Origin of the sequence: Alteromonas profundi (assembly GCF_010500865.1) — a bacterium.
GTDB classification, from domain to species: domain Bacteria; phylum Pseudomonadota; class Gammaproteobacteria; order Enterobacterales; family Alteromonadaceae; genus Alteromonas; species Alteromonas profundi.
The window spans coordinates 34,416-51,373 of the sequence record NZ_JAAAWN010000012.1 but is presented as its reverse complement, the minus strand read 5'-3'; the positions used below and the strand labels follow the sequence as shown (position 1 = coordinate 51,373).

The 16,958-nt window shown below is 43.0% G+C and carries 15 protein-coding genes; 10 read left to right on the top strand and 5 right to left on the bottom strand.

The window, feature by feature from the left end:
* Window positions 1-6 precede the first annotated feature (6 nt).
* Complete coding sequence (locus GTH32_RS10445) at window positions 7-1,626, bottom strand: diacylglycerol kinase family protein (RefSeq protein ID WP_163085486.1); 1,620 nt, start codon at window positions 1,624-1,626, stop codon at window positions 7-9.
* Window positions 1,627-1,801: 175 nt separating this feature from the next.
* Here GTH32_RS10445 and GTH32_RS10440 point away from each other — a divergent pair, with 175 nt between their 5' ends.
* Together GTH32_RS10440 and GTH32_RS10435 are read left to right on the top strand one after the other, a co-directional pair.
* Entirely contained in the window at window positions 1,802-2,335 is a 534-nt protein-coding gene (locus GTH32_RS10440) for a DUF2878 domain-containing protein (protein WP_246223225.1), read from the top strand.
* Between the two features lie 12 nt (window positions 2,336-2,347).
* Window positions 2,348-3,037 carry an SDR family NAD(P)-dependent oxidoreductase gene (locus GTH32_RS10435; protein WP_163085482.1) on the top strand — a complete coding sequence of 230 codons (690 nt, stop codon included), beginning with the start codon at window positions 2,348-2,350 and terminating at the stop codon, window positions 3,035-3,037.
* A 157-nt stretch (window positions 3,038-3,194) separates the two neighbouring features.
* Here the strand turns inward: GTH32_RS10435 and GTH32_RS10430 are convergent, their stop codons facing one another.
* A complete protein-coding gene (locus GTH32_RS10430; protein WP_163085480.1) occupies window positions 3,195-3,746 on the bottom strand; it encodes a hypothetical protein in 552 nt (183 codons plus the stop codon).
* A 1,652-nt stretch (window positions 3,747-5,398) separates the two neighbouring features.
* Between GTH32_RS10430 and proB the strand changes: the two genes are divergently transcribed.
* The 5 genes from proB to GTH32_RS10405 all read left to right on the top strand — a co-directional run bounded on the left by proB (window position 5,399) and on the right by GTH32_RS10405 (window position 11,756).
* Window positions 5,399-6,508: a glutamate 5-kinase gene (gene proB, locus GTH32_RS10425; protein WP_163085478.1), complete on the top strand. Its 1,110-nt coding sequence runs from the start codon at window positions 5,399-5,401 to the stop codon at window positions 6,506-6,508.
* Window positions 6,505-7,752 (top strand): glutamate-5-semialdehyde dehydrogenase, encoded by a 1,248-nt coding sequence (locus GTH32_RS10420; protein WP_163085476.1) that lies wholly within the window; start codon window positions 6,505-6,507, stop codon window positions 7,750-7,752. The genes proB and GTH32_RS10420 overlap by 4 nt, the downstream gene beginning before the upstream one ends.
* Before the next feature lie 121 nt (window positions 7,753-7,873).
* Window positions 7,874-8,803, top strand: a complete 930-nt coding sequence (locus tag GTH32_RS10415; protein WP_163085475.1) for a mechanosensitive ion channel family protein — start codon at window positions 7,874-7,876, stop codon at window positions 8,801-8,803.
* Window positions 8,804-9,247: 444 nt separating this feature from the next.
* Complete coding sequence (gene pnp, locus GTH32_RS10410) at window positions 9,248-11,359, top strand: polyribonucleotide nucleotidyltransferase (protein ID WP_163085473.1); 2,112 nt, start codon at window positions 9,248-9,250, stop codon at window positions 11,357-11,359.
* Window positions 11,360-11,462: 103 nt separating this feature from the next.
* Entirely contained in the window at window positions 11,463-11,756 is a 294-nt protein-coding gene (locus tag GTH32_RS10405; RefSeq protein ID WP_163085471.1) for a DUF1244 domain-containing protein, read from the top strand.
* An 82-nt stretch (window positions 11,757-11,838) separates the two neighbouring features.
* Here the strand turns inward: GTH32_RS10405 and GTH32_RS10400 are convergent, their stop codons facing one another.
* Entirely contained in the window at window positions 11,839-12,519 is a 681-nt protein-coding gene (locus GTH32_RS10400; protein WP_163085469.1) for a DUF2711 family protein, read from the bottom strand.
* A 322-nt stretch (window positions 12,520-12,841) separates the two neighbouring features.
* Here GTH32_RS10400 and GTH32_RS19630 point away from each other — a divergent pair, with 322 nt between their 5' ends.
* Window positions 12,842-12,973, top strand: coding sequence for a hypothetical protein (locus tag GTH32_RS19630; RefSeq protein ID WP_281360035.1), 132 nt, complete (start codon window positions 12,842-12,844; stop codon window positions 12,971-12,973).
* A 67-nt stretch (window positions 12,974-13,040) separates the two neighbouring features.
* Here the strand turns inward: GTH32_RS19630 and cdd are convergent, their stop codons facing one another.
* Window positions 13,041-13,448 carry a cytidine deaminase gene (gene cdd, locus GTH32_RS10395; RefSeq protein WP_163085467.1) on the bottom strand — a complete coding sequence of 136 codons (408 nt, stop codon included), beginning with the start codon at window positions 13,446-13,448 and terminating at the stop codon, window positions 13,041-13,043.
* Between the two features lie 130 nt (window positions 13,449-13,578).
* On the opposite strand from cdd, the gene nlpI reads away from it, so the two are divergent.
* Window positions 13,579-14,463, top strand: coding sequence for a lipoprotein NlpI (gene nlpI, locus GTH32_RS10390; protein WP_163085465.1), 885 nt, complete (start codon window positions 13,579-13,581; stop codon window positions 14,461-14,463).
* A gap of 14 nt (window positions 14,464-14,477) precedes the next feature.
* Window positions 14,478-16,055 carry an SEL1-like repeat protein gene (locus tag GTH32_RS10385; RefSeq protein ID WP_246223224.1) on the top strand — a complete coding sequence of 526 codons (1,578 nt, stop codon included), beginning with the start codon at window positions 14,478-14,480 and terminating at the stop codon, window positions 16,053-16,055.
* 4 nt (window positions 16,056-16,059) lie between these two features.
* Here GTH32_RS10385 and cysZ read toward each other — a convergent pair whose 3' ends face one another.
* The gene (cysZ, locus tag GTH32_RS10380) at window positions 16,060-16,812 is read right to left on the bottom strand and encodes a sulfate transporter CysZ (protein WP_163085463.1); all 753 of its coding nucleotides are present in this window, start codon (window positions 16,810-16,812) and stop codon (window positions 16,060-16,062) included.
* Window positions 16,813-16,958: the final 146 nt, after the last annotated feature.

Here is a 16,958-nt window from a genome sequence, read left to right as displayed (position 1 = left end):
CTTGTTCTAATCTTTTCGGCTTAAAACTTTTAAATTTTTTGGTTTTGTCTCCACATGAACTTCACTGCCCTGATAGATTTCTCCATCTACGGCATATGAAATCTCTTGGTCGAAAGACACACGAATCGAACGCGCTTGCGTGTGTTGTATGGTTTCTGAAGTCAGCTTAGATTCGGTGGTACTAAACACCAGTTCGGCGAGAGAAAGAAACTGCCTGTCGGCCCTACTTTGAGGCGCCAACCAGGTTACGTCTAACTTTCCATCGGTGAGATCTGGCGGCTCGCCGCCTTGTGCTAGCGCAGTGGTTAGTGGGGCCGCGTTGGCGATAACGAGACTAGGGGTATGAATAGATTGTGCAGGTTCGTCGTCGAATTGAATAGTAAAGTGTAGGTCGTCATTCATTGAAATTGCCTCCCACAAACCACGAAGGTATGCAAACTGTCCGCCGCTGTCCTTTTGTTCTCTATCAGCTGCAGAAATCATTCTTTCTTCAAACCCTACCGCGGCAACAAGTAACATCATCTTACCGTTGCAGCGAGCGGTATCTATAGTGGTGGTGTGGCCTTCCACAATCACATCACAGGCAATACTGATAGGAACGATTTTACTGGTATAGCCATGCAGCACTTGTCCTAGCGCATTCGCTGTGCCAAGTGGGATAATACCCAAGGCAACTTCGCTGCCTGCCACGGCTGTCGCAACTTCGGTAATAGTGCCGTCACCGCCACATGCAACGATAATATCGGCCCCTTTTTCCATAGCACGATGCGCTAATACCTCGCCATTTTCATCAGGGGTGGTTTCTAACACTTCTACGAAAAACTTTTCATTTAGTTGGGCAAGAATCTCGCCCCGTTCAACATCCCACTTGCCGCCTCCGGCTACAGGGTTGGCAATCAATACTAAATTCTTAGTCAACCGCAGCTCGCCACCATGCTTTATTCTGCTTAAGGCTTTTAATTGCCGCTTGTTTAATCGTGCAGTAGAGCGTACAGATTGAATTTTTGTTAACGCATCTTTTACCGACAAGGTGTTGTCTATCGCTAATAAATAAGCCGCCACTACAAGCACAGAACGTCCACGACCGAGAGCACAGTGAACCACTACGCTTTTGCCTGCGGCTATTTGCTGATCGAGCCAGTTAATGGCATGCATGAGTTGTTCTTTCGTTGGGCTTGTATGATCAAGAACAGGGATATTAAGGTAAGCAAAATTTTCCTGATAAGCTGTCCAGTCTAAGCCGTCAAACTCAGCAGTAACGTCTAAGATAGCATCAACGTTGTTTTCACGAAGCAGGTCAACGTGTTGTGAAGACATACGGCAGCCCAAAAAAAGTTTATCGCCTATTTTTTGTAAGGGGGGAACCTTATCGGTACGTCTTGCATATTCGTTGTAAAGACCACTGCCTAGTAGAAAGGGAATAAAGATCCAGCGAATGTAAAGGGGAATGGAACCATCTTCGCGTTTTCTAAACAAAGATGGATACCTAAGAAGGTATGCGCTACTTACGGCAATGAGTGAAAAACCAATCCACGCAAAGAGAACGCTAACCACAATGTAGTTGCTATACCAAGATAGTATGCACGCTAATATCGCACCTATTACGTAGTACTTAACCATTTTCATCTTTCACACATCCTTTGCTTGCTATTAGATACACAATTGGTACTGGTAAAGTGCGGTTTTCGTTTATTAGTATGATTAAAAGCAGGTATGAACTATGAAAAAGGCATTAACGTATTAACTTTTACCAACGCGCTTGAGAGCGAACGTCGATGCGAGAGTACTAATGGCGAGAAAAATGCAGTTAAACATTTTCAATTTCATCTGGTTTCAAACCATCTGGTGGCTCGTCATCCTCTTTCAGTCTAGTGCAATAGTTGTGGTTATTGGGTTATTTGCCCTCTGGCTATTGTTAACGCCAACACGACGAGAAGACGGATTGTTGATGATTACGATAATGGCAATAGGTTTTTGTATCGACTCTCTATTAACTATGAGTGGGATTTTCATATTTAGCAAGGCGGTAGTGGCTGATAGCAGTATGGGGCAATGGTTCATCCCCTTTTGGCTCGTTCTTTTATGGGGGGCATTTGCAGCAACACTAACCCACAGTTTAGCCAGTCTAAGAGGTTCGCTACCCATTGCGGCTCTGGCTGGCGGTTTATTTGCCCCCTTAAGCTACATTGCGGGGGCAAAGTTGGGCGCAGTTGATCTGGGCTATCCTGTTACCACTACCTATATTGTACTATGCGCGATATGGGCGGTAATTCTACCTGTATGTTTTATGCTTTCTGCAAGGCTAAGCGCGCTCATTCAACCTGCAAACACGTAAAGGAGAAGAAGTATGACGAAAAATGTCATGGTGACAGGCGGGAATCGTGGGATCGGTTTAGAAATTGTGCGCGCTTTTGCGCAAAAGGGGTATAAGGTACTGCTTGCCTGTAGAGAAGAAGAGAAAGGTGAAGCGGCGAAAAAAGATATTGTGGGCGGTGATGTACATGTTGTTGAAATGCCGTTAAACAACGAACAGGGTATTATCGACCCTTATGTACGCGCAGAAGCAGTTTACGGCCCTATTGACGTACTTATTAATAATGCAGGTGAACTAGACGATACTAAGTGGCAATCACTAAATACCATGAGTTTAACTCGCTCCCTGCAAGTGAATACTTTTGCCCCTTTCACCCTAATACAGCAGGCCTTACCGAGTATGATAGAGCGCGGCTATGGCAGGGTAGTTAATATGTCCTCAGGGTGGGGAAGTTTTCACCAGGGTATGGAAGGGCCGACCGCCTATGCTGTAAGCAAAGCTGCGTTAAATGCGCTTACCGTTAATTTAGCAAATACTATCCCAAAAGATGTAGATGTAACGATTAACGCAGCCTGCCCAGGTTGGGTACACACCCGCATGGGAGGCTCAGATGCGCCCACATCGCCTAAAGAAGGTGCAGATACCGCTATATGGCTTGCTACTCATGATGCAAATGGCCCTAATGGAAAATTCTTTCGTGAGCGTAAAGAGATAGGTTGGTAATCTGCTACGCAATCCACGCAATAAAAGAATAAAAGGGCATTAGCCCTTTTTTTTTACTAGTTTCCGTTGCACAGCTTTACAACGCTACTTTATTTTTTAACGCGATTTTTTTATCGCGCAGACCGCCTAGGGGTGGAGAGGGCGAGGCGCCTCTCAATTACCTTACCGCTTCAACCACCGTTTTCGCGCGATGATTTAAAAATTCGGCAATATCAGATACTGATTGTGATTTTTTCAAATTGACCACTATCGCCACCTTGTTTCGCCTAACAGCATGGCGCACCGTCTGCACAATCTCCGACCTGTCTGGGCGTAGCCCAGCAAGACCCGCGACAAATAGCCCTGTGAAGATGCCGGGGCTGATAAGCGCTATATACGTAAACAACGGATTTTGTTGGGTAAGTGCAGGGCCAAACTCTACAAGCAAGAATGCTGCTATTAGGCCAATTAGTAGCCCAACGCCGCCGAGGACTAAATGGGAATTCCATAGAGATTTGCCAATGGCTTTGCTTTCTCTTTCTAATTTTTCACTTAACTTACTGTCACTGGCATCAATTAGCGCTACCTGGCTACTGTCAACCTCAGTAGATTTCGTCAATTGCTGCATAGTAGTCTCAGCTTGATGCTTGTCATCAAATATTGCTGCGACTTGCACTTGATCTGTCGGTGCTATCTTCGCTCTGAGGTTTTCATTGTCTGACTTATTCATAAGTCCTCCTAAACTACCGCAAAAAATCGCTGTAAAACTAACGTTAAGAAAAATGTAACTGTGCTGGTGTTTGCGTAGTGCCAGCATATTTCGTTAGATACAGAAAAGCTTACTCGCTATACATTCAATTTATGTACCGTATCACAATGAATAAAACGTTTTTAACGTTGACCAAACGCATACCTAGCTAAAATTCCTTAACTTGTTGATTTATAGCGGTATATCAAGTTTGTTAAGGAGCGTGGTAGATACTTGATGTAGACGAGGGGGAAAACATCTTAGGTGGTTGGAGGTTATCCAATTGCCGCCACTGTTTCATATTTACCGAAAGTTTGAAATATTTGCTTCACTGCGTGAAAATTTCAAAAGTGATTGATTAGTAACCATTTTAAGGGTTAATACTAACGTCTAATGTTTTAGGTTGGGTTAATTCGCTTTTTAGTTTTACGATAGGTAAGGGGTGTTTCACATTAGATTTATTATTCACCTTGGATTTATTAAATACGCTTTATACCTTAAACCGCAACCGGCTATCTTTATGTTAACACCCTTATCATAAGCTAATGCATATCTATGTTGATTTCAGAATCGGTAGTGCCATGAACACCTTTCACTAAACAAGCTAGGTGATCGCACTCCAGAGACTATGCTTAGCTAACTACACAACTAAAATAAACCACAGCATTTATAAGTAATAAGGAAAGTTTCAACGATAAAGATTACCTTCACCCGAAATTATAATTAAGTATAAAAATGGGGGGGTATGGATAAAAATCGCGCAATCTAACGCTGTCTAGAGACGTAGCTTTTTGTGCTCGCGGTTTAATGACAGTCAAGCGGTAAAGGCTTTCCCTTAAGGTTAATTTGTTCAAATACTCGCCTAATGAAACTTTAATAATAAATGATAGTGCTGATGCTATTAGGTCGCTGAAATAGGCGCTAGCGAGGCAAGTGGGTGTGTTTCACAATGCTGGGTATAATTTGGTAATATGTTGATAAATATAGCTAAAAATGGTTATTTGAGTTACCTATTGTCCGTGAAACTATTTGATTCACTTTTCGGTTAAGACGTTATATTTGTTCGTGTTGTATAAAAATCGAGCTTGAAATTTTCTTACAACGCTATATATTATTAGAGCTCTAATCATTTTTGCTCAATTTAATATATACGGGCTTTTCGCTAGTAGGGTAGTTTTTTGTTGGCCTTATTAATAAATAGTAACCGATGTTTAAATAATGGCGTTTTTCGAGCATCTTCGGCAAAACGAAAATAGATAGACTAAAAATGGATAGAGTGAAAATCATAGTACAGGAGTTGGCGTTTTAGCCATTTTTAATCCACTTGTAGTGGTATGCCCGTATAAATTGGGCATTCATTGCAAGGCAGTTGCCGCAAGCTATTCGCGGTGCTGCGAAGGTACTGTTTGGTTTATATGTCTGTTACACGTGGCATAAGCGCGCCACGTAGCGTCAGCACCGTAGTGCTTAGGACGTAAAGCGTTAGTAAAAGTTTTCAAAGGGGTGCGCGTGATTGTGCGCCCCTTTTGTAAGTGTTAAGGGGTTTTCCCATTGTGTATAGGCAGCACAAGCACTTTCTTTAGAAACCAACAGTGAATTAGCAGTTAAACAAGCTTAAGGTGAAAGTAAATATTATGAGTCATCCGAATTGGAAACGCGTAGTCATTAAAGTAGGCAGTGCATTAATTGCGCCGAATCAACAGGGGTGCAGTAGCCACTACTTGTTGAGCATCGCCCAGTTCATTGTTCGTTGTAGAGCTGCCGGTACTCAGGTGGTTTTAGTATCTTCTGGGTCTGTCGCCGCTGGTGCGCACATGTTCCCAGACCAAGAAAAGTCGAATATCGCGGTTAAAAAGGCAATGGCTGCCGCGGGCCAAACCGAAATGATATCTACGTGGGATAAGTTGTTTGACTTTCCCTCGGCACAGATGTTGTTAACTCACGCGGATTTACGTGATAGAGAACGTTATGTAAGTATCAGAGAAACTATTTTTAGTTTGCTTGACCATAATATTCTCCCTATCGTTAACGAAAACGATACTGTGACGACCGATAAGCTTAAAGTAGGCGATAACGACAATTTGTCTGCTATGGTAGCCGCAGCGGCCGACGCGGATGCGCTTATCATCTGTTCAGATATTGACGGCTTATATGATAAAAACCCGCATGATCATGATGATGCGAAACTATTGAAGCGCGTAGATACGATAGATGAGAGCATTTATGCAATGGCTGGAGGCGCGGCAAAAGGTGGCGTAGGTACTGGCGGAATGCGTACCAAAATTGAGGCCGCGGAAAAAGCCGTATCTCATGGTATCGATACATACATTATTAATGGCTTTACTGAGTTATCGTTTAATATGTTGTTGAAAGGAGAAAACCCAGGTACTCATTTCAGCCCGTACGATAAACCAATGCTAGAGAACGTGCATTGGATGCGCCATACATCAAACGCGCAAGGTGAAGTTATCGTTGAAGGTGACTTTGATGAATCACTCGAACGTGACAGTGAACAACTTACCAGTAGTGAAATCATCGATGTAAAGGGTGAATTCTCTGTGGGTGACACCATATTGGTTCGTAAAGAAGATGGAACCAAGTTGGTTAAAGCAAAATCGAATTACAGCAGTTGTTTACTTAATTTTATTGCTAATCAGGATAATGACGAATTCGCCAGTGAATTCGAAGAAAAAACTGGCCCTATCATTTCTGATCAGCACGTAGCAAATTTGGAGAAAGAATGAGTATTATTACAGAATTAGCACAGCAGGCTAAAAAGGCTGCTCAAACATTAGCTATTTTAGATGAAGCGAAAAAAAATGCCGTATTGAAGGATATGGCTGCCGCTATCCGTGCTAATAAAGACAAAATTAAGTCGGTTAATGAAAAAGAAGTGGCTCGAGCGAAAGAAAATAATTTAGATGATGCCATGATAGACCGCTTAATTTTAGATGATGCGCGCATAGAGTCCATGGCCGAAGGCATTGAAGTTATTGTAGACCTTGATGATCCAGTAGGTAAAGAAAGGGTGATTGGCACGCGCCCTAATGGCATTGAGATTAAAAAAATGCGTATTCCGCTAGGCGTTGTTTGCATGATTTACGAAGCACGTCCTAACGTAACAGCAGATGCAGGCGCGCTGTGCTTTAAGTCGGGAAATGCGGTTATTTTACGTGGTGGTAAAGAAGCGTTAGACACAAGTTTAGCCATTGCAGAGTTAATGCAGAACGTGCTTGAACAGCACGACTTGCCTAAGGCATTGGTTACTGTGGTACCTAATCCTGACCGTGCGCTTATGCAAGAGTTAATGGAACAGCGTGATTATATTGACGTGATTATACCTCGCGGCGGTGAAGGGCTAATAAATTACGTAACCGATAATGCGAAAGTACCGGTTATTCAGCACTTTAAAGGTGTTTGCCATTTGTATGTTGATAAAGACGCTGACCTAGACAAAGCGCTAGCCCTACTACTTAATGGTAAAACCCAGCGTACTGGAGTGTGTAACGCACTAGAAGGGCTGGTGGTGCACCAAGCAGTGGCTGCCGACTTTTTACCAAGTGTGGCGAAAGAATTAAAAGCGCATAACGTGACCGTACATGTTAACAGTAAAGGTAGCGAGTATTTCGAAGACGCAGATGTTATCGCAGATGATGCATACGGTGAGGAATATTTAGGCCTTGAAATTGCCATAAAGGTAGTGGATGACTTCAATGGGGCAGTGGATCATATAGCTGATTTTGGAAGTAACCATACAGAAGTTATTTGTACTGAAAATGCCGATAGTGCGAAACTATTCCAGCGCGCCGTGGACGCCAGTGTGGTGATGGTGAACGCATCGTCTCGTTTCTCAGATGGTAGTCAGTTAGGCTTAGGGGCGGAGATTGGTATTGCAACCACGAAACTGCATGCCTATGGTCCAATGGGACTTGAATCGCTAACGGCTGAAAAATACTTGGTGAACGGTGAAGGACAAATTCGCGACTAAGTTAATAACGTAAAGTATAACTGGTCGGCATTGTGCCTAACCGTGCCTTGCTTCATAATAAAAGCGCTGTTTTTAAACAGCGCTTTTTTTTTATTTTCAGAGAGTTAACCGGGGTGCTTTGATGGAGAATGTGTTCGACTACACATTAATGTGGCAATACGTAACAAACTTCGTTAGCGAGTATAAGTTGGCCGCATCAATAATGTTGTTGATAGTGCTTCATTTCTTCAAAAAAGGGTTGCTGCGGTTAATAAAAATGCGTAGCTCGAATAAAGGTGAAGATAGACGCAACCAAATTAACATTATGGAGCAGTTAGGTAATGCCCTGATCATCATTTTGTTGATGGTGGTGTGGTCTACTGAAATTCAAAAATTAGCTATTTCTATTGCCGCTTTTATGGTGGCCATTGTGTTAGCTACCCGAGAGTTTATTCAGTGTTTTATGGGGTTCATTTACTATTTAAGCGCCCGCCCATTTAGGGTAGGAGACTGGATTCAAATGAACAGTGTTATCGGCGAAGTAGTTGAAATGGACTGGGCTAAAACCGCGCTGTTAGAGGTAGATAAAGAAACGTTTAATTATACCGGTAAGCACGTGTATGTACCTAATAGCCAACTGGTTACCCAAACGGTACGCAATCTCAACTTTTTGCGTCGGTATAAGTTACATTCTTTTGAAATTGTTAACGAACCTACGGTTAATGCGTATAGTTTATTGCCCGCATTCCACGCGCGGGCACAGGCTCATTGTGAATATTTCAGAGACGTAGCTGAACGATACAAGGGGTTGATTGAACGTCATCTCGAGCAAGACTTTATCCGCATAGACCCTGAAGTTGAAATAAAAACCAACGAATTGGCGAAGGTGGTTGTTAAAGTCAGTCTTTTTTGTCCTACCGTTGAAGCCCATGAACTTGAACATAAAATGTGTTCAGATTGGTTAAGCCTTTGGTTCAAGGCGATGAAAGAAGATGTAAGTAGCCAACAAAGTGCATTGGGACAGGCGCAAAACCAACCTGAGGCAATTACAACGCAATCTAGCGGGTTTTAGTCTTAAGAGCACAGGAAGCGATAAAATTCTTGTATAGAACATTGGATCTCACAGGAACAATTTATATAGTGTTATACGGGCGCATTAACCGTTATAAAATGTAATAAAACACAGCGTTGCATAATTGGTTAGTTTTGTATCCCGTTATTAGGTTATTTGAACGCTGAATACCCTGTTTGCACGCAAAACTACCCCATATACGCTACAGTGTAATCGTGGTAGTAACCTTGTTGAACCTACAGGGCTCGGTATTGCCTAAGGCACACGTATACTAACCTTGGGTGTTGATTTCTAAAAACATCGAAGGATCAGGTAAAAATGCGGTGCAGCGAAGCGAAATTATTCGCGCAAAAAAATTTGTTAATGGTATTAGCGCTGGTTCATGGCTATACTATGCGCCGCGATTATAAGCGATAAATAAAGATTGAAATTAAAGGACAAATAGTGACTCCTATTACTAAATCATTTCAGTATGGTCAGCATACTGTAACTCTAGAAACGGGCGTAATTGCTCGTCAAGCAACTGCAGCCGTCATGGCAAGTATGGATGATACTGCTGTGTTGGTCACGGTTGTTGGTAAGAAAGAAGCCAAGCCAGATCAAAGCTTTTTCCCTCTTACAGTAAACTATCAAGAAAAAACCTATGCTGCGGGTAAAATCCCTGGTGGTTTCTTCAAGCGTGAAGGTCGTCCTTCTGAAGGCGAAACGCTAACGGCGCGTCTCATCGACCGTCCTATTCGTCCATTGTTCCCAGAAGGGTTCAAAAACGAAGTACAAGTTGTTATTACAGTAATGTCGGCAAACCCAGATATTCCTACTGACATTATTTCAATGATTGGTACTTCTGCAGCCCTTGCAATTTCTGGTATTCCATTTAATGGTCCTATCGGTGCAGCGCGCGTGGGTTATAGCAATGGCGAGTATATTTTAAATACCCGTGCTGAAGAGCAAGAATCTAGTGAATTGGATCTTGTTGTTGCTGGTACTGAAGGTGCGGTATTAATGGTAGAGTCAGAAGCTGACGTTCTATCTGAAGATGTGATGCTTGGTGCCGTAATGTACGGTCACGAGCAACTGCAAACAGTTATTACAGCGGTTAACGAGTTTGCGTCTAACGTAAACATCGACAAATGGGATTGGACGCCAGAAGCAGAAAATACCAGCCTTAAAGAAAAAGTTAAGGCTCTTGCTGAAGCAGAAATGATTGCTGCTTACCAAATTTCTGACAAGCTAGCGCGTAAAGATGCAGTAACCGCAGCAACAGAAAAAGCACTTGATGCCATTGTTAGTGAAGACGAAGAACAAGATCCTAAAGAAGTGTTAGACTTGCTTCACGAATTAGAGTCAGATGTTGTTCGTTCACGTATCCTAGCGGGCGAGCCTCGTATCGACGGTCGTGATCCTAAGATGATTCGTGCGCTAGACGTTGCCACCGGCATTTTACCACGTACTCACGGTTCTGCTGTATTCACCCGTGGTGAAACCCAAGCAATCGTTGCAGCTACGCTAGGTACTGAACGTGACGCACAGATGATTGACGAACTTCAAGGTCGTCGCGATAGCCGCTTCATGTTGCATTACAACTTCCCTCCATATTGTGTGGGTGAGACAGGTATGATTGGCTCGCCTAAGCGTCGTGAAATTGGTCACGGCCGTCTCGCGAAGCGTGGTATTCAAGCCGTAATGCCAAGTGAAGAAGATTTTCCATATGTAGTACGTGTGGTATCAGAAATCACTGAATCTAACGGTTCATCATCTATGGCCTCTGTATGCGGTACTTCACTTGCCCTTATGGACGCTGGTGTACCTATTAAGGCGTCTGTTGCGGGTATCGCAATGGGGCTTGTTAAGAGCGATGAAAACTTTGTTGTACTGTCTGACATCTTAGGTGATGAAGATCACCTTGGCGATATGGACTTTAAAGTAGCAGGTACTACCGACGGTATTACTGCACTTCAAATGGACATCAAGATTGAAGGTATTACTAAAGAAATTATGCAAATAGCCCTTAAACAGGCTAAAGAAGCACGTTTGCATATTCTTAAAGTGATGGACGAAGCGATTGGCGGTCACCGTGAAGAGCTTAGTGAATTCGCGCCACGTATCTACACGATGAAAGTAGACCAAGATAAGATACGCGACGTTATCGGTAAAGGCGGTGCTATGATCCGTCAAATTACTGAAGAGTCTGACACTAATATCGAAATCGAAGATGACGGTACCATTAAAATCTTTGCTACCGAGCGCGCGAAAGCGGACATTGCCATTAGCAAGATTGAACAGGTTACTGCAGAAATCGAAGTGGGTAAAACGTACAACGGTAAAATTACCCGTATCGTAGATTTCGGTGCTTTTGTTGAAGTACTACCTGGCAAAGAAGGCCTTGTTCACATTTCACAAATCGCTCATGAGCGTGTAAATAAGGTTTCTGATTACCTTAAAGAAGGTGAAATGGTAGACGTGAAGGTGATGGAAATCGATCGCCAAAACCGTGTACGTCTTAGCATTAAAGAGCTTCTTGAAAAGCCTGCGCCAAAGTCTGACGACGCAGAGTAAGCGTAAGGCGCATAGTGCGCCTTCAGTACGCTAAATTAAGATACTATAGAAAGGGAGCTTAGCTCCCTTTTTTTGCTAAAAATTATAGGTTTAAAGGTGAAATATGGATAAAAAAACGCAGACCGAGATTGAAGCCGCGGTTTTCCGTCGTTTAGTTGCGCACCTAGATGAAAACAAAGATGTGCAAAATATTGACTTAATGATTTTGGCCGATTTTTGTCGCAACTGTTTGGCGAAATGGTATTCCGCTGCCGCCAGTGAGCAAGGGGAAGATGTGGATTACGAAGCGGCGCGTGAAGTGGTTTACAAAATGCCATACTCACAATGGAAAGAAAACCATCAGCTGCCTGCCACGAACGAGCAGTTAGAAAAACTGGCCGCAAGGCAGAAAAAATAAATTAAACGTAGCCAGCAAAAGCCAGGCCGAGGCTTATACGTGGGACTTCTAACTAGGGCGTTCGAAAGAACGCCCTAGTTTTTTAGTGAAGGCCCCAATATACCTCTGTATTTTCGTCGCAGTAGAATCCTTCCAAATCAGCGTCATTTAATATTTTTCTAATTTTATCTCCGTTACCACAGATAAAAGTGCAATGGCTATCCCAATGTGTCGTGACTGATATGCTCTTGTCAGGAATATAGCTACATGCCGAAGACGGTATCACCTCTTTACTCAAAAGGTCTTCAATCCACCATAGTTTTCTTTCTGTTCCGAACTCATCACCAACCCACAACCACTTTTCACCATTCGAAAACAAGGCATTGAGTAGCTTTCCCTCTACAAACGGACAAATAAACCCTTCAGCAGGTATAACAATGTTGTCACTAAGTTCGTTTATTGCTTTCGCTGTATCTCTATTTTCAAACTGTCTCTTTAAGCCGCTGATATAAGTTCTTAGACCAGCATCCAAATCAGCCAAACTAGGTATGCCTGTGATTTTCAATATTTCACTCCAAGTTACGCTACTGCATTTATCCCTAATTTCAGGATTAGCAGGCCAATTATCCCCCTCAAACTCTTTAGAACTAATTTTTCCTTTATCATAAAATTGATGGAAAGCGACAAAAACTGTGTCAAATGTCCCTGCATAGTACTCAAGTATCTTTCCTTCACTTGGGCAAGATGCATATTTATCGGGTCTTGGTAATTTCCGTTCAGTCATCGATTCCTATCCCTGGTTCGCTATTAATTATCATATACATAGTACCTTATAGGCGTTTCATCTAGAAATTAGATCCACGTATAAGCCTCGGCTTGAGCACAAGCTGGCTTTTTGTAACTTAGCGCGCAAAACAATAAAAGAAGAAACTGTCTATTTAATACGGTTATCCTTTCTTGTTTTTTTATAAGCATTCAAGCCTGATTACCGAACCCCCTCCCAACCGCGTTACTATGGTGTCTATATAATTGAATACCGCGCTTTTATTCTGTTCGCTGGATAAAAAGAGTAGACTGGTAGCTTGGATACCTTAAATGAGTGAATTATGGACTTTTTGGTTAATATACTTATATGGGTTGGGGTAGTAATTTTTGCGCTATTTTTTATAGCCTTTGTGGCCGCAGCTAAGCTTAATAAAAAGCAAGACGATCGTAATAGAGATAAAAAAGAAAAATAAAATACGCTAGCTAACCTCACGTAGTAGCTAGCGTATTTTTTATGCCTTAGGCGGGTGTGACAGCCTGTTATTTATCTAAAGCATGCGCTCGAAATGCGTTAGGTAATAGTTCGCCAATGGTAGTATCGTGAGTTTCACCTGTTTTCGTTACCATGGTAACCGGGGTGTCGTCCGGCGCGAATTCTGCAATTTTTTGTCTACATCCTCCACAGGGAAAGCAAAAATCATCGTTAGGGCTTGCAATCACAATATGAGATATACGCTTTCCACCATGGGTAACCATATTGCCAATTGCTGTTGCTTCTGCGCATTGCCCTAGGGGAAATGCAGCGCTCTCTACGTTGCAGCCCGAAAAAACGTCGCCATTATCTGAAATGAGCGCTGCTCCTACCTTGAAGCTAGAATAAGGAGAGTGAGAATGTTGTTGGGCACTGTAGGCCTTTTCAATAAGTAATTTTATATTGTTATTTGTCATAGCTACCTGCTTATCGCCGCTAATAGACTTTACTTTTTATACTAAATGCGAGAAGGTTGCGGCTTATGTAGCCGCTGTCGCACTATTCTTTAGCGGAATTTATTTTCTTACTTGAAGTATGCTTTTTACCATGCGCAGAAACGTTAGTCTCACTTTTTTTCTTTTGTTTGTTGGATTATTGGGCGGTTGTGCTCAAACACCAGAAGTTAGCCAAAAACCCGAGATGGGAAACTTATTACTTGCTGAACCGGCGCCCGTTAATCCGCGTTCTGAAATGGCTATTGCACGTTACAACCAAATATTAACCAGTACAGCATTGTCAGAAGACGATAAAGCCGAATTGCATTTTCAGCGCGGCATGCTTTATGACAGTGTTGGGTTGTCTGGTTTAGCGCAATTTGATTACAATCAAGCGATACAGCTAAAACCGGATCTGGCCGAAGCGTACAACTCACTCGGCATTCACTTCATTCAGCAAAGTGAGTTTATTCAAGCTTACGATGCATTTGACTCTACATTAGAAATTAATCCAGATTACCATTTTGCTTTTCTTAATCGCGGTATTGCATTGTATTACGGCGGTAGGGCAGAGCTGGCCATTAAAGATCTTGATACCTTTGCAAAAGAAGATATTAGCGACCCCTTTCGTGCGTTATGGGCATACTTTGCCAACTATGAAGTCTCTGCTGAGCAAGGCGAATCCTTTTTAGCAGGCGTACGTCCAGCGTTAAATAACGACCATTGGGCTACCAGCATTGTTGATATGTATTTAGGGCTTAAGAGTGAAAACGATGTATTAAACTCTCTGCTTAATGGGGTCAAAAGCCAGCGCGGCTTAACCGATAGACTGTGCGAAGCCTACTTCTATTTAGGCAAATACCATCAGCAGAGAGGAAATAGCGGTATTGCGTCTAATTATTTTAAATTAGCGCTAAGTACTAATGTGTACGATTATGTTGAGCACAGATACGCAAGATTGGAGCTATACCGTCTGCGCCAACGTGCACCCGAGTAATATTTGCGCCAGTTATGAGAGGCTTTGTACTTGCCATAGTGGCACTTTTACTTGTTTCTGGCGATGCAGGTCGTTATGCGCCTCAACTTTACCGCAATGCCAGTGATGCGCTTTATTCACCACTGGTGAATGAGAGCTTGTCGGCTAGTGCGTCAACCGCCCCCTTTAGTCAACCAGACTTTGTCTATACACCGCAAGCAGCGGCGTTACCTTTATTGTGGCTTGCTACACAACAAGGGTACTCCCCAGCAGAACAATTATTGGCGGAAACGGCCCAGCAGTATCGCGTAACCTACTGGTTAGAGAGGTTAGTGGAACGTGACAACGCGTCCGCTGCATGGGCCTTATATCAGCTGTTAGGTGAAGAGCAAGCTTCAGAACGATTTGTTTATCTCGCAGCGAAGGGGAATGTTCCAGAAGCCCAGTTAACCTTTGCGATGGCAAGTGAAGATCCTGAGGTAAGAGAGACATGGTTGCTCCGAGCCGCAAACCTTGATTATGAACCAGCCCAAGCGGCGCTGGCCGATTGGTATCTGTTGCAAGGTGAGCAAAAAAAAGCGAAACCTTGGCTGGCTAAAATAGCTGATAATAACATGCAAAGTGCGTTCAAATATGGGCGTTTACTATGGGATGAAAACAAACGAAATCAGGCGAAAGCCTACTTTAAAAAAGCGGCGGACGGTGGCCATAAGCAGGCCGCAGAATTGGGCCGCGTATTAAAGACGTATTCGCCGATAACGCCTATTCAAGCTTCAACATTTGTTTGGCCCAGTGATAAAGTATGCCATCAACGTATACAGTTATTCGCAACCTCGCTATCCACCATTACCCGCGCAAACGCGTTATACCAGCAGTATCGACAAGATACGCGACTAAAACCTTTATCCTTATGCATCGCGCCGCCTATTTGGCTTGAAAATGACAGCGTAGACTGTAGCGAAAATTTTAACGGTAGCAACCGATTAGGGTGCGATATTAGACCCCTCGCCCCAGTGGTGGAAAAGCGACAGTTAACCCATGCTGTAGTGGTATCTACGCAAGGCAAGGCCAGCGTACAAAATGGGGTAATGTTCCTTGATATTAGCGATGATTACTCTGTATTCGTGCACGAACTTGCGCACTTTGCGGGGTTTATTGATGAATACCCTTTATCTAGGAGCGCGGCGAATCGCTACTGTCAGCCAACACGCATTGGCAATTTCGCCCCGCCAAACTTAGTTGTAGATGGGATGCTTACCTACCAGCCTATTGCCACAGTGAAATTATGGCAGCAGGCTCTTGCCGATAACAACCCATCATTGCCACGGGATCCTAGTAGCTTGTTAGTGGGTAAAGCAAAAACGTGTGAAGCCATACAGCGCAATGCCTATAAACCCAGTGTAGAGGTAACATTTATGGAGCATCACGACATTGGGGTTATCCCCGCATTATATTTACGTTTGTGGCAAGCTCAACTGGAAAACCCCAACGCCCAACGTCCCATATCAATGAATTTATTTCAGGCATTTCATAAGCAAGGCAATACGGACAGCGCCGGTCAGTGGCTAGATGTTTATGAAAGTGGGTTTGCACAACCCACTTTAGTTAAATAACGTTTTATTGGGGAGAAGGGGCCAGCGCTTGTGATTTTAACTCGTTCACCCACATGGCAGTGGCCCCACAAATAGCCACAGGCATTATAATAAAATTGACCACGGGTATAAGTGAAAAAACATTCACCATTATGCCAAATGACAGGGCTTTTCCTTTATGCAACGATAATTGCCCCTGCATACGCTTAAACGATATTTTATGGTTATCGTAAGGGTAGTCACAGTATTGTATCGCCATCATCCATGCAGAAAATAAAAACCATATTACCTGGCCAATAACCGGAAGTAGAAAAAACAGCAAAAGGAAGCCTATGGCCCGGGGGATATACCAGGTTAACTTGGTCAGTTCCCGTCCTAGGGTGCGAGGAATATCTTTTATTAACGAAAAAAGGCCTTCATCCCCTAAATCCTCACCCGTTAAATGACGCTCTACTTTTTCCGATAACACACCATTAAAGGGCGCAGCTATCCAATTTGCCAAGGTGCCAAAGATTAAAGCAAAAATAAGCAACACACTGATCACAGCCAGTGGCCAAAGGAAAAAGCTAATGGCAGTTTTAACCCATCCTAGCCATTCTGGTACTAGGCTTATAACATAGGCTATACCGAATTCTATTTGGCCAAACAAAAAGTAAAATGCCACAGAAAAAAGTAATAGGTTGATGGTTAAGGGAACGAAAACAAAGCGTTTGAGCCCTTTTGTTTTTATCAGCGAAAAACCTTCGAAAAAATAATGGATACCACTGTGGGATTGCATTTCTACTCCTTGCGTAAATCACGGACACATACCCGCGGTTTTAATAGTATACCTGTGTAGAGAGACCACATTAAATGGTAATTGTTACAAGCTATTAGATTTGGTAAAGTCGATGAATAATAATAACTAAAATGCCCGTCAGAGGC

Coding starts and splice junctions, on each gene's coding strand:
- GTH32_RS10445 (WP_163085486.1), bottom strand. CDS start 1,626: ATGAAAATGGTTAAGTACTACGTAATAGGTGCGATATTAGCGTGCATA.
- GTH32_RS10440 (WP_246223225.1), top strand. CDS start 1,802: ATGCAGTTAAACATTTTCAATTTCATCTGGTTTCAAACCATCTGGTGG.
- GTH32_RS10435 (WP_163085482.1), top strand. CDS start 2,348: ATGACGAAAAATGTCATGGTGACAGGCGGGAATCGTGGGATCGGTTTA.
- GTH32_RS10430 (WP_163085480.1), bottom strand. CDS start 3,746: ATGAATAAGTCAGACAATGAAAACCTCAGAGCGAAGATAGCACCGACA.
- proB (WP_163085478.1), top strand. CDS start 5,399: ATGAGTCATCCGAATTGGAAACGCGTAGTCATTAAAGTAGGCAGTGCA.
- GTH32_RS10420 (WP_163085476.1), top strand. CDS start 6,505: ATGAGTATTATTACAGAATTAGCACAGCAGGCTAAAAAGGCTGCTCAA.
- GTH32_RS10415 (WP_163085475.1), top strand. CDS start 7,874: ATGGAGAATGTGTTCGACTACACATTAATGTGGCAATACGTAACAAAC.
- GTH32_RS10405 (WP_163085471.1), top strand. CDS start 11,463: ATGGATAAAAAAACGCAGACCGAGATTGAAGCCGCGGTTTTCCGTCGT.
- GTH32_RS10400 (WP_163085469.1), bottom strand. CDS start 12,519: ATGACTGAACGGAAATTACCAAGACCCGATAAATATGCATCTTGCCCA.
- GTH32_RS19630 (WP_281360035.1), top strand. CDS start 12,842: ATGGACTTTTTGGTTAATATACTTATATGGGTTGGGGTAGTAATTTTT.
- cdd (WP_163085467.1), bottom strand. CDS start 13,448: ATGACAAATAACAATATAAAATTACTTATTGAAAAGGCCTACAGTGCC.
- nlpI (WP_163085465.1), top strand. CDS start 13,579: ATGCGCAGAAACGTTAGTCTCACTTTTTTTCTTTTGTTTGTTGGATTA.
- GTH32_RS10385 (WP_246223224.1), top strand. CDS start 14,478: ATGAGAGGCTTTGTACTTGCCATAGTGGCACTTTTACTTGTTTCTGGC.
- cysZ (WP_163085463.1), bottom strand. CDS start 16,812: ATGCAATCCCACAGTGGTATCCATTATTTTTTCGAAGGTTTTTCGCTG.